Origin of the sequence: Thauera aminoaromatica (assembly GCF_000021765.1) — a bacterium.
GTDB classification, from domain to species: domain Bacteria; phylum Pseudomonadota; class Gammaproteobacteria; order Burkholderiales; family Rhodocyclaceae; genus Thauera; species Thauera aminoaromatica.
Window position 1 is genome coordinate 4,366,582 of record NC_011662.2, and the last position, 17,386, is coordinate 4,383,967.

Annotated in this window: 16 protein-coding genes; 3 read left to right on the forward strand and 13 right to left on the reverse strand. The window is 65.5% G+C overall.

Annotation, left to right across the window (positions count from 1 at the left end; genetic code table 11):
- The first annotated feature begins 309 nt into the window (after positions 1–309).
- Both TMZ1T_RS19230 and copK read left to right on the forward strand, forming a co-directional pair.
- Positions 310–705, forward strand: a complete 396-nt coding sequence (locus TMZ1T_RS19230; RefSeq protein ID WP_012586261.1) for a CzcE family metal-binding protein — start codon at positions 310–312, stop codon at positions 703–705.
- A 101-nt stretch (positions 706–806) separates the two neighbouring features.
- Entirely contained in the window at positions 807–1,085 is a 279-nt protein-coding gene (gene copK, locus TMZ1T_RS19235; RefSeq protein WP_004265708.1) for a periplasmic Cu(I)/Cu(II)-binding protein CopK, read from the forward strand.
- Between the two features lie 223 nt (positions 1,086–1,308).
- Here copK and TMZ1T_RS19240 read toward each other — a convergent pair whose 3' ends face one another.
- From TMZ1T_RS19240 to TMZ1T_RS19295, 13 genes are all read right to left on the reverse strand, one after another.
- Positions 1,309–1,938, reverse strand: a complete 630-nt coding sequence (locus TMZ1T_RS19240; RefSeq protein ID WP_012586262.1) for a methyltransferase family protein — start codon at positions 1,936–1,938, stop codon at positions 1,309–1,311.
- A gap of 17 nt (positions 1,939–1,955) precedes the next feature.
- Entirely contained in the window at positions 1,956–2,210 is a 255-nt protein-coding gene (locus TMZ1T_RS19245) for a DUF2933 domain-containing protein (RefSeq protein ID WP_004265702.1), read from the reverse strand.
- Positions 2,211–2,327: 117 nt separating this feature from the next.
- Positions 2,328–4,676 (reverse strand): heavy metal translocating P-type ATPase, encoded by a 2,349-nt coding sequence (locus TMZ1T_RS19250; protein WP_012586263.1) that lies wholly within the window; start codon positions 4,674–4,676, stop codon positions 2,328–2,330.
- Between the two features lie 24 nt (positions 4,677–4,700).
- Positions 4,701–5,099 carry a c-type cytochrome gene (locus tag TMZ1T_RS19255; RefSeq protein WP_012586264.1) on the reverse strand — a complete coding sequence of 133 codons (399 nt, stop codon included), beginning with the start codon at positions 5,097–5,099 and terminating at the stop codon, positions 4,701–4,703.
- 1 nt (position 5,100) lies between these two features.
- Positions 5,101–5,349 carry a DUF2933 domain-containing protein gene (locus TMZ1T_RS20770; RefSeq protein ID WP_012586265.1) on the reverse strand — a complete coding sequence of 83 codons (249 nt, stop codon included), beginning with the start codon at positions 5,347–5,349 and terminating at the stop codon, positions 5,101–5,103.
- A gap of 242 nt (positions 5,350–5,591) precedes the next feature.
- Entirely contained in the window at positions 5,592–8,831 is a 3,240-nt protein-coding gene (locus TMZ1T_RS19260) for an efflux RND transporter permease subunit (protein WP_012586267.1), read from the reverse strand.
- Between the two features lies 1 nt (position 8,832).
- A complete protein-coding gene (locus TMZ1T_RS19265; RefSeq protein WP_012586268.1) occupies positions 8,833–10,371 on the reverse strand; it encodes an efflux RND transporter periplasmic adaptor subunit in 1,539 nt (512 codons plus the stop codon).
- A gap of 14 nt (positions 10,372–10,385) precedes the next feature.
- Positions 10,386–11,633: a TolC family protein gene (locus TMZ1T_RS19270; protein ID WP_083768717.1), complete on the reverse strand. Its 1,248-nt coding sequence runs from the start codon at positions 11,631–11,633 to the stop codon at positions 10,386–10,388.
- A 194-nt stretch (positions 11,634–11,827) separates the two neighbouring features.
- Positions 11,828–12,175: a copper-binding protein gene (locus TMZ1T_RS19275; RefSeq protein ID WP_004357704.1), complete on the reverse strand. Its 348-nt coding sequence runs from the start codon at positions 12,173–12,175 to the stop codon at positions 11,828–11,830.
- Positions 12,176–12,277: 102 nt separating this feature from the next.
- Positions 12,278–12,778, reverse strand: a complete 501-nt coding sequence (locus tag TMZ1T_RS19280; protein ID WP_012586270.1) for a cupredoxin domain-containing protein — start codon at positions 12,776–12,778, stop codon at positions 12,278–12,280.
- Between the two features lie 73 nt (positions 12,779–12,851).
- Positions 12,852–14,255 (reverse strand): multicopper oxidase family protein, encoded by a 1,404-nt coding sequence (locus tag TMZ1T_RS19285; protein ID WP_012586271.1) that lies wholly within the window; start codon positions 14,253–14,255, stop codon positions 12,852–12,854.
- 17 nt (positions 14,256–14,272) lie between these two features.
- Positions 14,273–15,685, reverse strand: coding sequence for a TolC family protein (locus TMZ1T_RS19290; RefSeq protein ID WP_012586272.1), 1,413 nt, complete (start codon positions 15,683–15,685; stop codon positions 14,273–14,275).
- Positions 15,686–16,068: 383 nt separating this feature from the next.
- The gene (locus tag TMZ1T_RS19295) at positions 16,069–16,518 is read right to left on the reverse strand and encodes a hypothetical protein (RefSeq protein ID WP_012586273.1); all 450 of its coding nucleotides are present in this window, start codon (positions 16,516–16,518) and stop codon (positions 16,069–16,071) included.
- A 186-nt stretch (positions 16,519–16,704) separates the two neighbouring features.
- Here TMZ1T_RS19295 and TMZ1T_RS19300 point away from each other — a divergent pair, with 186 nt between their 5' ends.
- Complete coding sequence (locus TMZ1T_RS19300) at positions 16,705–17,385, forward strand: heavy metal response regulator transcription factor (RefSeq protein WP_012586274.1); 681 nt, start codon at positions 16,705–16,707, stop codon at positions 17,383–17,385.
- The last annotated feature ends 1 nt before the right edge of the window (position 17,386 follow it).

Here is a 17,386-nt window from a genome sequence, read left to right on the forward strand (position 1 = left end):
AATAGGTTGAACAGAACGTTGTGGTTCAAACATCAAACAACACTCATCACCTTGGGAAGTTTGGTTTTGAGCTATCTCGTCCGTCTTGTGAGCCTTCCCAAGTCATCAACTGGGTGCAGGCGCGTCTGCCGTTCGGTCAAGGCATGGGGCTGACGAAACCCGGCTCGCCAACCCTGACCGTACCCTTTCATTCTCATGACTTAAACGTAATTGCCGGGTCACTGCCCTGTCAGTGGTCGGCTCATATGATCGAGTCCATGGTTACTCAAGCACGAGCAGCCAATCTGGACAACCGGACAAGGAGCCATCATGAAAAAGTCGATCATCGCCGTCCTCGCCGTCTCGGCCATCAGCAGCCTTGGATCTTCCGCTGCGTTCGCACACGAAGACTATTCCAAACGCGGTACGTTGCACTGGCTCGAGCATGTCCAGGCACGCGCTTCAAGCCCGACCGAGCGAGAGCTGGCCACGTATGGCTACGCGAGCAACGCCACACCCTCCCGCACCGTGATCGTCAATGCGGACACGCGCTACATCAACGTCACGCGGCTTGAGACGGTTGCCCTGAAGGTCGGTGACAAGACGGTCAACTGGACCTTCGACACCATCGGCACGAACAGCTTTCCGCTTTCGAAGGTGATCCAAGGCGGCGACAAGGTGACTGTCTATCTCGAAGAAAGCCCGCTTTACCGCAGCGGCTCCTGATAGGACCAAGGTTCCCCAGGAACCGAGGCGGGTAAGGCATCGGGCAAACTTCTAACGGCGACGCCCGATGGGATTTTCAGCGGTTCATTCAAGGAGCGAAAATGTTGAAGAAGGCACTAATGGTCGCGGCACTTGGGATTGCCACCACATCGGCCTTCGCGGTCGATGTCGAGCGGGTCGAAAAGTCCATCCCCATGAAGGATGGCTCGACGGTCTACATCTTCAAGGATGGGAAAATGGGCATGGAGGACAAGATGGGCCGTGCGGTGAGGATGAAACACGGCGAAGTGATGGAGACCAAGGATGGACAGAAGATCATGATGCACGGCGACGAGGTCATGCGTCTCGACAGCATCCTTCGCCACGACACCCGTAACTGATTCGCACGTTTCAGGATGAACTTGCCCCCGGTGTCGATCCCGGGGGCTTTTCTGTCGACCTTTTTCAGGATCGGCGGGTTTGATTGATCAAACTCACTCTGCCCCGCGCGCATGCATGGTGCCCCAAACTCAAAGGCGCCTTGCTTGCAGGCAATGAGGAATCTGCGCGTCGGCATCTCCCTCTACTTCGCAAGCGGCGCTCTGGACCAAACGATCCGTCGAACTACCGCAGGCGAGGAATGAACGCCGGCGTGCGGTCGCGGTATGAGCGATAGGCATCACCGAATGCCTCGATCGCATCGAGTTCTTCCCGGCGGGCGAGCCTGGCGTACACGATCAACAGAACCGGGAACATGATCAGCGTGATCAAGGTCGGCCATTGCAGCAAAAAGCCGAACATGACCAGAACGAAAGCGACGTATTGCGGGTGTCGAATGCGTGCGTACGGGCCACTGTCGGCGACGCGGCGGGTGCGCTGAGCCTCGAGGAGTACGGGCCAGGCCTTTGCCAAGAGCCAGAAGCCACCGACGATGAACACCGTGCTCAAGAGGTGAAACGGGCCGAAGTGCGGGTTACTGCTCCATCCGAACATCACCTCCAAGAGGTGCCCCGAGTCGTGGGCAAAAAAATCGATTCCCGGAAATTTCGAAGACAGCCACCCAGAGAGCAGGTAGATCGTCAACGGAAAGCCGTACATCTCGGTGAAGAGCGCGAGGATGAAGGCCGAGTAAGCGCCCAAGGATCGCCAGTCCTGGCTTGTGCGGGGACGCGTGAAGCTGAATGCGAAGGCGATGAAGAACAGCGAGTTGATGATAACCAGTGACCACAAGCCGTAACTCGACGTCTCACTCATCTCGATCTCCCGTGGCATCACGCATCATGGTTACCTTGGTCTTCAGCCGGCGTTCGTTTTCTCTTGTGGCCGTGACCGCGATGCATGAAGACGTGCATCAGGGGGCACGCAAGCAAGATGAGCCACGGTAGGTAGCCGAGCACATGGAGCCGGTGCTCGGCGATAAGGAGAACGGCCGCCAGTACGACGAAGACCGGAAATACGCGGCGAACCCTTAAGTTCGATTCAGCCCGACCGGATGGACGGGGCTCGGCTTCCGTCTCGGCTTTCATGAGACAGCTCCTTGTGCGCAAACATCGACACGCTGACGCCGGCATGCCTCCCAACGAACGAAGTACCCGTCACGCAGTTCGTCTGCCCAGCTTTCCGTGCGGGCGGATTGAGGTCGATCAGATCCTTTTCCGTCCGAGGCGCAACGCGTTGCCGACCACGGACGCCGAACTGAAGCTCATCGCCAGGGCGGCAATCAGCGGTGAAAGAAGCAGCCCGAACGCTGGATAGAGCACCCCGGCTGCGATCGGCACACCCGCTGCGTTGTACAGGAAGGCGAACACGAGGTTCTGGTGCATGTTGCGCACGGTGGCGACGGAGATGCTGCGTGCGGTGGCGATGCCCCGGAGATCACCCTTGACCAAAGTCAGATGGGCACTGTTCATCGCGACGTCGGTCCCCGTGCCCATCGCGATACCCACATTCGCGCGCGCGAGCGCCGGCGCGTCGTTGATGCCGTCGCCGGCCATGGCGACGATGTGCCCCTCGGCCTGCAGTCTTCCGACCAGATCGTTCTTGTCGGCGGGCTTCACTTCGCCATACACCTCGTCGATGCCCAGGCGGGCACCGACCGCGCGCGCCGTGGTGAGGCCATCGCCCGTGGCCATGATGATCCTGAGCCCGCTCGCCCGCAGCGCATCGAGCGCTTCCGGGGTCGAAGCCTTGATCGGGTCGGCAACGGCGATGAGGCCGACGAGCACGCCCTCTGCGGCGAGGTACATCACGCTTGCGCCCTCAAGGCGCAGAGCCTCGGCGCGTTCCGCGAGCCCGCGCCAATCGATGCGCTCATCGTCCATCAGGGCGGTGTTCCCCAGAACCACACGTTGGCCATCGACTGTACCGCGCACGCCGATGCCGGAAGAGGATTCGAAGGTGTCCGGTGTGCTGAGCGCCAGACCGCGCGCGCGGGCCTCGGTCACGATGGCCTGGGCGAGTGGGTGCTCGCTGCCCTGATCGAGGCTGGCTGCGATGCGAAGCACGTCGGCCTCCGTCCCGCCCGGCGCCGCCACCACACTATGGAAGGCGGGGCGCCCTTCGGTCAGGGTGCCGGTCTTGTCCACGATCAGGGTGTCGACCTTGCGCAGCGACTCGATCGCCGCCGCATCGCGAAACAGCACGCCCTGGGTGGCTGCCTTGCCGGTCGCGACCATCACCGACATCGGCGTGGCCAGGCCCAATGCGCAGGGGCAGGCGATGATCAGCACCGCCACCGCGTTGATGAGGCCGTAGGCCCAGCTCGGCTGGGGTCCGAAGAGTCCCCACACCACGAACGTGGTGAGGGCGATGAGCACGACGACGATGACGAACCAGCCCGCGACGACATCCGCCAGGCGTTGCATCGGCGCGCGCGAACGCTGAGCCTGCGCGACCATCTGCACGATCTGCGACAGCATGGTCTGTGCGCCGATCTTCTCGGCGACCATGACCAGCGCTCCACTGGTGTTGAGCGTGGCGCCGATCACCTTGTCCCCGGGGCGCTTGGTCACCGGGATCGGCTCGCCGGTCAGCATCGATTCATCGACCGCGCTTTCGCCTTCGTCAACGGAACCATCGACGGGCACCTTTTCGCCCGGACGAATGCGCAACCGGTCGCCAGGATGGACGTGGGTCAGCGGGATATCCTCTTCGGTGCCATCCGCGCGAATGCGCCGCGCGGTCTTGGGCGCGAGGCCGAGCAGCGCCTTGATCGCGGCGCCGGTCTCCGAGCGCGCCTTCAGCTCCAGCACCTGGCCGAGCAGCGTCAGCGAGATGATCACCGCTGCTGCCTCGAAATACACCGCCACGTGTTCGCCCATGCGGAAAGAGGCCGGAAACACTTCGGGCGCAACCGTAGCGACGACGCTATATAGATAGGCCGCCCCAACTCCCAGTCCAATCAGCGTCCACATGTTCGGGCTGCGGTTGCCGATCGACTGCGCGCAGCGCACGAAGAACGGCCAACCGGACCAGAGCACGACCGGTGTCGCCAGGGCCAGCTCGACCCAGGGGCGCGCCGCACCCAGCATCGGATCGAAGACGCCACCGGACATGGCGATCGCGGTGACGATCACCGTCAGCGGCAGCGTCCACCAGAAGCGGCGGCGCAAGTCGGCGAGCTCGGGATTGTCCTCCTCGTCGAGGCCCGGCATCACCGGCTCGAGCGTCATGCCGCATTTCGGGCAGGTACCGGGCCCAATCTGGCGGATCTCCGGATGCATCGGGCAGGTGTACTCAGTGCCGGCCACCGGTGCGGGCTCCGTTGACGGCTGACTTGTCTCCGGTGCCAGATACCGCGCCGGATCGGTCTCGAACTTGCCTTGGCACTTCGCACTGCAGAACCGGTATTCGTGTCCGGCGTGAATGACCCGATACGGAGAGTCGGGCTTGACGGTCATGCCGCAGACCGGATCGGTATCCTGGCCTGGTGATGCATGATCGTGGCGATGAATGTGGCCAGAATGGCCGCCCTGCGAATGCTCGTGGGTCATGATGCCTCTCCCCGGCGATTGTTGTTATCGAATGCCGACCTTGCGCTGTTCACCACGGATGAATGCCGTGACATGAGCGACCTCGTCCGGCGTCAGGCCGGGAACAGGTGCCATGTCGCCGAACTGCCAGTGGTGAGCGCGCACACCGTTCGCTACCGACAACTGAAAGGCGATATCCGCGTGATGACTGGGTTCGTAGACCTTATGGAGCATGGGCGGCCCCTTGTCCGAGCCCTTGAGGTCGGTCCCATGGCAAGCGGCACAGTGCTGTGTGTAGAGCCCCTTTCCTTGCCCAGGATTGGGCATCAGCCCCGGAGAGGGCTGCGGGATCGTCCAGCCTTGCGCCGCTGCGCTCGAAATCAAGACGCCCGAAAGCGCCGCGATGACGACGCCACGGCCAAGGCGTGCCCCTGTCATCGACATCTCAGCGCTTCTCCGAATCGGTGTCGTTGCTGCGGTGCCCGCCGTGATGTCCTCCATGGCCAAACAGGTGCATCAGGGGACACAGCAACAGGATCAGATACACCCAGTTGCCCGACACATGCGCCCAGTGTTCGCGCAACAGGAAGAACAGTGCGATCGCCGCCAGCATCAGGCCGGCGATGACGCCGGGGGAGCGATACCAGGCGACAGATCGAGGGAGTCCAGGATCATGAGCAGGCTTTGTGTTCATGGCTTCATACCTTGCGGGTCGGCGAATGGCGAACGGCTGCGGGCGGCTTCGAGCAGCACGGCGAGAGCGGGGCATCCCGGTGGGCCCGCTCGTTCTCGCGACACCAGTTCTTGAAGGATTGCCAGAGGGATTTGATCCAGGTAAGCATCGCAATGCTCCTCGTCACGTTCAGCGGCAGCCTCGGGAACGGGGCCTTGGAAACAGGCTACGCCCCCGATGCTGTCGCGCCGCTGACCGCTGCATTACAAGTTAGACACCGTCACTGGAACCTGCGCCGGCGCTGGCCGGGCGCTGCGGCGCAGCTCCCACTGCTTCACCAGCGCATACAGCGCCGGAATCACCGCCAGCGTCAGCACGGTCGACGACACCATGCCGCCCACCATCGGCGCGGCGATGCGGCTCATGACCTCGCTGCCGGTGCCGGTGCTCCACATGATCGGCAGCAGGCCGGCCATGATCGCCACCACGGTCATCATCTTCGGGCGCACACGCTCGACCGCGCCTTCCATGATCGCCTCGTACAGGTCGGTGACGCCGGCCTCGCGGCCCTCGGCTTGGCAGCGCGCCCGCACCTCGCGCCAGGCATGGTCGAGGTAGATCAGCATGATCACCCCGGTCTCCGCCGCAACACCCGCCAACGCGATGAAGCCCACCGCCACCGCCACGCTCATCTGGTAGCCCAGCCACCACATCAGCCACACCCCGCCGACCAGCGCGAAGGGCACCGACAGCATCACGATCAGGGTCTCGGTCAGGCGCCGGAAGTTGAGGTAGAGCAGCACGAAGATCAGCGCCAGCGTCACCGGCACCACGATCTTCATCTTCTCCTTGGCACGCTCCATGTTCTCGAACTGGCCGCTCCAGGTGGCGTAATAGCCCTGCGGGAACTCGACCTCCTCGGCCACCGCCTGCTGCGCGCGCTTGACGAAGGCGCCGAGGTCGGCCTCGCGCGTGTCGACATACACATAGGCCGCCAGCAGCGCGTTCTCGGTGCGGATGGCGGGTGCGCCGCGCGTCAGTTTGACCTCGGCCACCTGGCCGAGCGGGATCGGGCCGTTCATCGTCGGCACATAGACGTCGGACGCGAGCCGCACCGGGTCGTCGCGCAGGCCACGCGCGTAACGCACCGACACGCCGTAGCGCTCCAGGCCCTCGACCGTGGTCGTCACCATCTCGCCGCCGAGCCCGGTGGCGATCACGTCCTGCACGCTGTCGATGGTGAGCCCGTAGCGCGCGAGCTGGTCGCGGCGCGGCACGATGTCCACGTAGTAGCCGCCCGCCACGCGCTCGGCGTAGGCGCTGCTTGCGCCCGGCACCTTGCGTACGGCGGCTTCCACCGCCTGCGCTACCTTCTCCAGGGTTTCCAGATCCTTGCCGAACACCTTCACCCCCACCGGCGTGCGGATGCCGGTGCTGAGCATGTCGATGCGGGCCTTGATCGGCATGGTCCACGAGTTGGCCAGGCCGGGGAACTTGAGCGCGGCATCCATCTCGGCGATCAGCTTGTCGGTGGTCATGCCCGGCCGCCACTCGTCCTGCGGCTTGAGGTTGATGACGGTCTCGAACATCTCCAGCGGCGCCGGGTCGGTGGCGGTGTTGGCGCGGCCGGCCTTGCCATAGACGGATTCGACCTCGGGGAAGGTCTTGATGATGCGGTTGGTGGTGGCGAGCAGGCGCCCGGCCTCGGTCACCGACATGCCCGGCAGCGCCGCCGGCATGTAGAACAGCGTGCCTTCGTTCAGAGTCGGCATGAACTCCGAGCCGATCTGGCGCGCGGGGACGAGGGTCGCGGCCATCGCCAGCACGGCGAGCACGAGCGTGAGGACCTTGAAGCGCAGCACGCCCTGGATGATCGGCCGGTACAGCCAGATCAGCAGCCGGTTAACCGGGTTCTTCGCCTCGGGCAGGATGCGCCCGCGCACGAAGAACAGCATCAGCACCGGCACCAGGGTCACCGACAGCAGCGCGGCGCCGGCCATGGCGAAGGTCTTGGTGAAGGCGAGCGGCGAGAACAGCCGCCCCTCCTGGCCTTCGAGCGCGAACACCGGCAGGAAGGACACGGTGATGATCAGCAGCGAGAAGAACAGCGCCGGCCCCACCTCCTTGCACGCGAGCACGATCGCGGCGCCGCGCGCCTTCTGGTCCGCCCCTGCGGGCAGGCGCTCGATGTGCTTGTGCGCGTTCTCGATCATCACGATCGCGGCATCGACCATCGCCCCGATCGCAATCGCGATGCCGCCCAGGCTCATGATGTTGGAGCCGAGGCCGAGCGAACGCATGGCGATGAAGGCGAACAGGATGCCCAGTGGCAGCGTAATGATCGCCACCAGCGCGCTGCGCACATGGAGCAGAAAGACGATGCACACGGCGGCGACGATCAGGCTCTCCTCGAGCAGCGTCCATTTGAGGTTGCCGATCGCGCGCTCGATCAGTTCCGAGCGGTCATAGACCGGCACGATCTCCGCGCCCGTCGGCAGGCCGGGGGCGATCTCGGCGATCTTGGCCTTGACGTTGGCGATCACGTCGAGTGCGTTCTGGCCGAAGCGCGCCATGACGATGCCGGACGCCACCTCGCCCTCGCCGTTCAGCTCGGCAATGCCGCGCCGCTCGGCCGGCACCAGCTCTATTCGGGCGACGTCGCCAACCCGCACCGGCGTGCCGCGCTCGGCCTTGAGCACGATGCCGGCGATATCGTCCACGCTTTGCAGGTAGCCCCGGCCGCGAACCATGTATTCCTTCTCGGCGAGTTCCACGACGCGGCCGCCGACGTCGCGGTTGGAGGCGCGGATCGCCTGCGTCACCGCATCGAGCGTGATGCCGTAGCCGGCGAGGCGCAGCGGATCGACGGTGACCTGGTACTCGCGCACGAAGCCGCCGATGCTGGCGACCTCGGACACGCCCTGCGCCTTGGTGAGCTGGTAGCGCACATACCAGTCCTGCAGGCTGCGCGTGTCGGCCAGGCTCATGTCGCGGCCCACCACCGCGTACTGGTACACCCAGCCCACGCCGGTCGCGTCCGGCCCGATCTGCGGCGCCACGCCCTGCGGCAGGCGGCTGGCGGCGGTGCTCAGATATTCGAGCACGCGCGAACGCGCCCAGTAGATGTCGGTGCCGTCCTCGAAGATCACATACACATAGGACGCGCCGAACATCGAGAAGCCGCGCACCACCTTGGCGCGCGGCACCGCCAGCATCGAGGTGGTGAGCGGATAGGTGACCTGGTCCTCGACCACCTGCGGCGCCTGGCCGGGGTAGTCGGTGTAGACGATGACCTGCACGTCCGAGAGGTCGGGCAGCGCGTCGAGCGGCGTGTGCTTGACCGCGTAGAGGCCACCGCCAATCAGGAACAGCGTGGCCAGCAGGACGAGGAAGACGTTGCGTGCCGACCAGTCGATGACGCGGTCGAGCAGGCCGGGTGCTGCCGGTCTGGCTGCCGCGTCGGTTGGCACGACGTTCGAAGAGTCTGTCACAGGGGCATGCATCTCAGTGCCCCCCGTGACCGCCGGCGCTCGGTGCAGGCGCAGTGCCTGCAACCGGCTCGATGCCTGTGATGATGTACTCGCCTGGCTCACCCGCCTCGAAGACGAACCGCACCGGCGAGCCTGGGGCGATGCTCTTCACCAGCGCCGGATCGGCAATCTTGAAGTCCATGGTCATCGCCGGCCACTGGAGGGCCGGGATCTCGCCATGCGTCATCGTCACGCTGCCGCCTTCGGCGTCGAGTGCATCGAACGTCCCTTGCGCTTCGTAACGGGTAGGGCTCGCTTGGGGCTGATCGCCGGCATCGGGCTCGACAAGGTTGGAGAGTGCCGCCTTGAGCTGGCTTTCCGAGTCGATCAGGAAGTTGGCCGAAACCACCACGCGATCGCCCGCCGCCACGCCGTCGAGCACCTCGACCACATCCCGACCGCGCTGGCCGAGCTTCACCGGCTGCGGCTTGAAGCGCCCTTCGCCGAGCGCAATCAGCACGACCCGCCGTTCGCCATCGTCGATGATCGCCGAGCTCGGCACGGCGACCCTCGGGGTGGCATCACCTGCCGCCAGCGCGATCTGGGCGAACATGCCTGGGCGCAACAGGCCCTCCGGGTTGTCCAGTTCCAGGCGCACGCGGGTGCTGCGCGTCGCGGCGTCCAACGTCGGATAGAGATAATCGACTCGCGCCGCGAAGCTGCGACCGGGATAGGCCTCGAGCGCCACCTGCGCGCTCTGACCGACCTGCACGCGAGCGAGATCCTGTTCATACACATCAGCAATGATCCACACCTTCGACAGGTCGGCGATGCGGAACAGTGCGTCTCCCGGCATAAAGCGTCCGCCTTCGATGGCCTCCTTCTCCAGCACCACGCCGCTCGCCGGGGCGTGGAAGACCTGGCGCGCACCGGCCTGGCCGGCCACCTGCAGGTTGCGCAGGCGCGCACGCGTCGCCTCCGCCAGGCGGCGGGCGGATTCGCTTGCGATCGGATCCTGCGCCGCGCTCTGGCTGGCCAGACGCTCGGCAATGCGCAACTCCTCGCCAGTGGATTGCAGCTCTGGACTGTAGGCGGTGAACAGCGGCTGGCCCTTCCTCACCGGGTCGCCGACCGCATTCACATGCAGGCGCTCGATCCAGCCCTCGAAGCGCGGCGCCACCACCACCTGCCTGCGCTCGTCGAACTCGATACGGCCGCTCGCGCGCACCGCCGCATCCACGGTGCGCAGCTCAACCTCTGCGGTCTTCACCCCCAGGGTCTGGATGCGCGCAGGGCTGACCACCACCGCGCCGCTGTCGTCGGGCTGGTCGTCGGCGTAGACGGGGATGTAGTCCATGCCCATCGAATCCTTCTTCGGCACGGGCGAGGTGTCGGGCAGGCCCATCGGGTTGCGGTAGTAGAGGATCTTGCGTTCGCCGTCGGCCGGGGCTGCGCTATCGCTTTGCGCCTGGCTTTCGGTGATCAGCGGAACTGGATTTCCAGCATTTTGCAGGTGCGCAATCCAGTACCCCGCACCTATGGCAATCGCCACGCCCACAGCGATCGCCGTCATTCGAACGGCTGAGCTCACTTCAGATCCCCTGTCAGTTTCTTGATTTCTGTCAGCGCCAGGCGCGTGTCGAGCTCGGCCTTCAAGCGTTGAGTCCGGATGTCGATGAGCTGGCGCTCGGCTTCGATCACGCTGTCGAAGTCGACCTTGCCGCTGCTGAGCGCGGCCTGACTTGCATCCCGGGTGGCCTGGGCCTGCGGCAGCAACGTATGTTCGAGCAGGCGCAAGGTCTCGCGGCCTTGCGCATACATCGACCAGGCAATACCGAGCTCGCCGGTCGCGCGCGCGCGGGCGTCCTCCCGCCGCGCCTCGGCCGCCATCAGCATGTACTCGGCTTCGCGCTCCCTGGCGCGACGGCTGGACTGCTGCAGCGGGATCATCACCTCGAACATCACGTCCCACGACGCCTTGCCTTCATCCGGGCGGTTGTTGCGCACGCCAACGGCGAAGTCCGGCAAGCGGTCCTGATACGTTCGTTCGCGCTCGGCACGTGCCACGTCGATGCCGTAGGCGGCGGCATTCACGTCCGGGTTGGCACTGGCCGCCGACTCAAAAAGGGCGCCCGCCTCCAGCTGCTCGGGCAAGGGGGCTGGATCTGCGGGTGTGGCGAGCGGCGCATCATGCGCCCGGCCGAGCAGGCCGTTGAGCCCCGCTGCCAGCCCCTTGCGCCGCTGTTCGACCTCCACGAGCGCGAGGCGCTGGGCAGTGATTTCGCGCTGCATGCGCAGCACCGCCTGCTGCGGCAGCAGACCCAACTCGTAACGGGCCAGGCTGAGTTCCTCCAGGCTTTTCAGCAAGGTCAAGCCCTCGCGGTTGAGGACGAGTTCGCGGTCGGCGGCGTAGTAGCGCAACCACAGCGTCTCGATCTTTGCCGCGAGCTCAGCCCAGGAGGTATCGCGCATCGCATCAGCCTGGGTCGCCTGGGCTTCGGCGGCCTTCACCGCCAGCTCGCGCTTGCCCCACCCGGGTAGCGGCTGGGTGATGCGGTAGCGGGTCTCGCCCACCTGGCCGGGCAGCAACGACGCCGAGCGCCCGCTCATGGTGTTGGTGGCGTCCATCAGCTCGACCTCGAACGTCGGGTCGGGCAGCGCACCGGCGGGCGTCACGCGCTCCTGCGCTGCGGACGCTTCCGCGCGGGCAGCGGCAAAGCCGGGGTTGCTGTGGCGCGCATATTCAATCAGCGCCTGGGGGCTCGAGCCGAGCGTTGGAGTGTCGGGCGAACCCTGTGTCCAGGCACTGCCACTTCCCAGCGTGAGCGCGACCACCAGTGCAAGCGCTGCAGGACGTAGCAGGTGAGATGAGGGTACTGCGAACGGGGATTTCATCGAGAAACGATTCCGGCAGGCGGTGAAGTGCATGCGCAGGCCCTTCGCCACCCGCCTCGTCGTTCAGCCACTCAGTGGGGCATCCCCACGGCTGGCCGGTCAGAGTGGAACGCGACGCACCTGCGGGATAGGCGTCACTGGGCGGGCTCGAGAGACGTCACGGTCAGCGCACCGCCGACCTTCTCGACCGCGAACCGGATCTTGTCGCCCGCCTTGACCTGATCAAGCATGCCCGGCTCGGCCGCGCGGAACACCATGGTCATCGCCGGCATGCCGAGCGACTCCAGGGGGCCATGGGCAATGGTCAGCTTGCCAGCCGACTTGTCGATCTTCTTGACCGTGCCCTCGGCCAGCTTGGCGTTGGCTTCGGCCGGGGCACTCGCCCCGCCGTGATGTGCATCGTGATCGGCCTGTGCGAACGCAAGCGGGGCGCCGCCGCCGAGCAAGGCCAGGAGCGCAGTGGTGATGAGGGTCTTTTTCATGATGGGTTTCTCCAAGGGTTGAAATTCTGTGTGAATTCGAGCATGAGCACGATTATGCGAAGCGCTCACCAACGGGACGCTGACGCACGGATTACATTTCTGTCAGCCGACCTTGATCGTGCCGATCATGCCGGCCTGGAAGTGGCCGGGAATCAGGCAGGCGAACTGGAATTCGCCCGCACGGTTGAAGTGCCAGATCATTTCTCCGCGCCCACCTGGCGCGACATGCGACATCCACGGTTCGTCATGTTCCATCTCCGGGAAGCGCTGCATCATCTCCGCGTGCTCGGCAAGCGTCTTGGGCGTACCGACCACCATCTCGTGCATCACCGCGCCTCGATTTTCGTGGGTGAATCGGATCGTCTCGCCCAGACGCACCTCGATGCGGTCCGGAACGAAGCGCATCTCATCGGTCATCACGATGGCGATCGCGCGCGAGACGGCTTTCGCGTCCCCCGCAATCCCCCATTCCTGCTGCTCCTTGGGGGTATCGGACGCTGCTTTGTCGGCATGTTCGGCATTGCCATGGGCGAACGTGCTGCGGTGAACGGCAAGCACACCGGCGGCAAGGCTGGTGGCCAGAAATCGACGACGACTTTTCATGGGGATCTCCATCTCTCTGTTGGGTGAGGCTTCATTTGTGCCGGGGTTTGCGCCGATTGCACGGCGTTCGACCTCAATGACCTTGATGGCCAGTGGGTTTGCGTACGGCCATCTCGACAGGCGGTCCGCCCGCTGTACGCGGCATGCTCGAGGCGCCCGCCGCGTCGCCGCGAGCGGGTTCAGGCAGCGCCGCGCCCGTCCACTCGTAGGCCACCGCCCCCTTGGGATGCCTGAACCAGCCCGGGTCGCGGTAGTCCCCCGGCTTCTGCTCGCGGCGCACCTTGAGCACGGTGAACATGCCGCCCATCTCGACCGCGCCGAAGGGCCCCTGCCCGGTCATCATCGGCAGGGTGTTGTCGGGCAGCGCCATCTCCATCTCGCCCATGTCGGCCATGCCACGCTCGCCCATCAGCATGTAGTCGGGCACCAGCTTCTGGATGTCCTCGACCAGGCCGCGATGGTCGACGCCGATCATGGTCGGCACGTCGTGCCCCATCGCGTTCATGGTGTGGTGCGACTTGTGGCAGTGCATCGCCCAGTCGCCCTCCTCGTCGGCGATGAACTCGATCTGGCGCATCTGGCCGACCGCGACGTCGGTGGTGACCTCGGGCCAGCGCGACTCGGGGCGCGTCGGCCCGCCGTCGGTGCCGGTCACCTCGAACTCGTGGCCGTGGATGTGGATCGGGTGGTTGGTCATGGTCAGGTTGCCGATGCGCACCCGCACCCGGTCGCCCTTCCTGACATTGAGCGAGTCGATGCCCGGAAAGGCGCGGCTGTTCCAGGTCCACAGGTTGAAGTCGAGCATCGTGTTGATCTTGGGCACGTAGCTGCCGGGCTCGATGTCGTAGGCGTTGAGCAGGAAGCAGAAGTCGCGGTCCACGCCCGCGATGTGCGGGTGCGGCGCGCGCGGATGCGTGACCCACATGCCCATCATGCCCATCGCCATCTGCACCATCTCGTCGGCGTGCGGGTGGTACATGAAGGTGCCGGGGCGGCGGGCGACGAACTCATAGACGAAGGTCTTGCCCGGCGGGATCTGCGGCTGGTTGAGGCCGCCGACCCCGTCCATGCCGTTGGGCAGGCGCTGGCCATGCCAGTGGATGGTGGTGTGCTCGGGCAGACGGTTGGTGACGAAGATGCGCACGCGGTCGCCCTCGACGACCTCGATCGTCGGCCCGGGCGACTGGCCGTTATAGCCCCAGAGCCGCGCCACCATGCCGGGGGCGATCTCGCGCTCGACGGGTTCGGCGACGAGGTGGAACTCCTTCACCCCAGCGTTCATGCGCCAGGGCGCCGTCCAGCCGTTGAGCGTGACGACCGGGTCGTACGGGCGGCCTGTGGGCGGGGTCAGCGGGGCCGCCGTGGCTGCGCTGGTCTGAATTACGGGCTCGGGCAGCGCAGCGAGCGCGGCGCGGTTGACGGTTCCGGCAGCGGCCAGCAGGCCTGCCCCGGCGAGAAAGCTGCGTCGGGTGGTCATGATCGTCTCCGGACAGGTCAGTGGCCAGCGCCGGCTTCTGCCGGCGATGCGCTTGATTGAAGGCTGATCGGTGCGATCGGCTGGCCGAGCAGGCTGGCCTTGAGCGCGGCCTCGGCGCGCCAGAAGTCGCGTTCGGCTTCGATCGCCTGCACCACGCTGGCCGACTGAGCGCGGGCAGCGGCAAGCAGCTCGAACACACCGATCAGCATCCCGTTGTACTGGAGCACCGACTCTTCGGTAATGTTCTGACGCAGTGGAACCACCTCGCTGCGGTAGTGGCGCGCGAGGTCGTATGCACTGCGGTAGCCCTCGTAGGCCACGCGGACCTGGGAGCTGGCGTTATTGGCAACCTCGAGGGTGCGGTTGAAGGCCGAGAGATAGCGGGCCTCACTGCTGGCGCGGGCCGCATCGCCGAAGTCGAACAGGGGCAGCGGCAGTTCGACTTCGAAGCCGCGCTGCGACGACTCGCCGGTCTCGCTGTTGCGCACGCCGGCCACATGCAGGCCGTTGACCACGCTGGTCACCTGCGTGAGGCCCAGGCTCTTCGCCGTACGCTCGAGGTCGGTGCGGGCGATGCGCACATCGAGCCGGTTGTCGAGCAGCGCCGCGCCGGCGGTCGCTTCATCGATCGGCGCCTCGGGCAAGGCCGGCAACTGATCCGGTAGGCGTAGCGCCTGCGCCTGGCTCGGGGTCAGCCCCAAGCGCTGGATCAGCGCCTCGCGCGCGGCGGTGGCGTTCTGACGGGCGCGGATCAGGTTGGCCGTCTCCTCGGCGGCCAGCGCCTGCTCGCGGGCGCGCTGCAGGCGGCTGAAGTTGCCCGTGGCCTGCATCCGACGCGCGAGTTCGGCAGCGGTACCAGCGGCCGTGGCCACTTCCTCCCGGTAGTGCGCGACCTGTCGCGCCGCGACCGCATCGACCCAGGCCTGGCGCACCTCCGTGACGGTGCTCAACAGCGCAATCGAAGACTGCAGCCGGGTCTGCTGCTGGCGGAACTCGGCCTGCTCCAGCCGTGCAGGCAGGAACAGCAGGTCGAACAGCGAGATGCCGAGCGAACGGCCGATGTCGAGTTCGCGGCCCTCGGCGCCCGAGCGAAACAACCGCTCGAAGGTGAACACCGGATTGCCGATGCGAGCGGAACCGGTCGCATCCGCCGAGGCCACGGCGGCTTCCGCCAGCAGGGACTGGAAGGCCGGGCTGTAGCCGAGCGCGATGCGCACCGCGTCGTCAATTGCGAGCGGCTGGGCCAGCAGCCGATCGACCTCGGTGCGCATCGCCTCGCGCTCGGGGTCCGAGCGCAGCCAGCGCACCTCGCTGCCCGTCTGCTCGCGCGCAAAGCGCTCAACCTCGGCGAAGTTCTCATCGATCGCAACGCTGGCACACCCGGTCAGCACGGTAGCAGCCAGCAAGGATATGGGGAGACTGCCTCTCATCGCTCGCCCCCTTTCGACGACGGCGCGAGGTGGCCCATGTGCCCGCCCAGGCGTCTGGCCTCGTCGTTGGCATCCTTCCACGACCGCAGGGGCTCATCGACACGGTAGGGCCGATATTCGTTCAGGGGCGAGCGATAGACCGGAAGGGGCTGAGGCTTGGGTTGCTCACTCGCTGGGGCAGTCTGGGTCGCGCCGAGCGCGGGGTCAGCGGGGCTTGATGGCGAGGAGGACTCGGCCTGCGCGCCCGACACGAGCGCCACGGCGACGGCCAATCCTCCACCGAGGTGGATGATTCGTCTCTGCATGGGGAATGTCTCTTTGTTGGTCTTGTGATGAATCGGACGCGGGGCGATCGACGAGGTCGCCGCTCCGCGTCCCGATGCTCAGTTGGGCATCGCCGGCTTGGCGGCCGGATGCATCTTCATCATGTTCTGCATCATGCCCATGTGCTCTTGCATCATCTTCATGTGCTCCTGCATGAGCTTGGGATCCATCATCATGCCGCCCATGGGTCCAGCCCCGGGTCCAGGACCACCACCCTTCATCATCGGACCAGCCCCCATCTGCCCCCCCATCATCGGGCAACCAGTGGGCGTGCCCTGCGATGCAGCCTCCAGGGCCTTGACCTGCTCTTCCATCAGGGCCATGCGACGTTCCGGGTTGGTCTCGGCACGGATCGACTTCATACGTTCCTGAAGCGCGGGGACACTCGCTGCGGGCGGCCAGGCCTGCACCGGATCGGTCGTCTGCGCGACGACCGGACTGCCATGCAAGGCTGCAGCCAGAGCGACGACGGGCATGAGCCCGGCGAGACGGTACAAACGCAGTTTCATGATCGATCTCCCATTGGTCGCGGGGTTCCGTCGCGGTACGGAACGCTGTGCCACGCAGAGCATCTTGCGCCCGCCTGCCTGTCGTTGGCCTGACCTGGAAATTACATTTCTGTAAGCCCGGGGGTTATCCAGCACCCCGGGCGCAAAATCGGGCACAGGCAGCACGAAGCGCGTAGGAGCGAAACAATGAAAATTCTGATCGTCGAAGACGAAGTGAAGACCGGCGACTACCTCCGCCAGGGGCTCACCGAAGCCGGGTTCGTCGTCGACCTTGCAAGAGATGGCCTCGATGGGCTCCACCTCGCACTCAATGGCGATTACGACCTCATCGTGCTGGATGTGATGCTTCCGTCGCTGGACGGCTGGGGCATCCTGCAAACACTGCGGCGCGGCGGCCGTGAGACGCCTGTGCTGTTCCTCACTGCCCGCGACCAAATTGAGGATCGCGTTCGTGGCCTTGAGCTCGGCGCCGATGATTACCTGGTCAAGCCCTTCGCGTTTTCCGAGTTGCTCGCGCGCGTTCGCACGCTGCTGCGCAGGGGAAGAAACCACGAACCGGAGACCCTGCGCTCAGCGAACCTGGAGCTCGATTTGCTTCGCCGCCGGGTGAACCGATGCGGGCAGCGCATCGATCTGACCGCCAAGGAGTTTGCCTTGCTGGAACTGCTGCTGCGACGCAAGGGTGAAGTATTGCCCCGCTCACTCATCGCTTCGCAGGTGTGGGACATGAACTTCGACAGCGACACGAACGTGATCGAAGTTGCCGTGCGCAGGTTGCGCGTAAAGGTCGACGACCCCTTTGAGCCGAAGCTGATCCACACCGTGCGGGGTATGGGCTACGTGCTTGAGGCGATGGAGCCGATCTGAC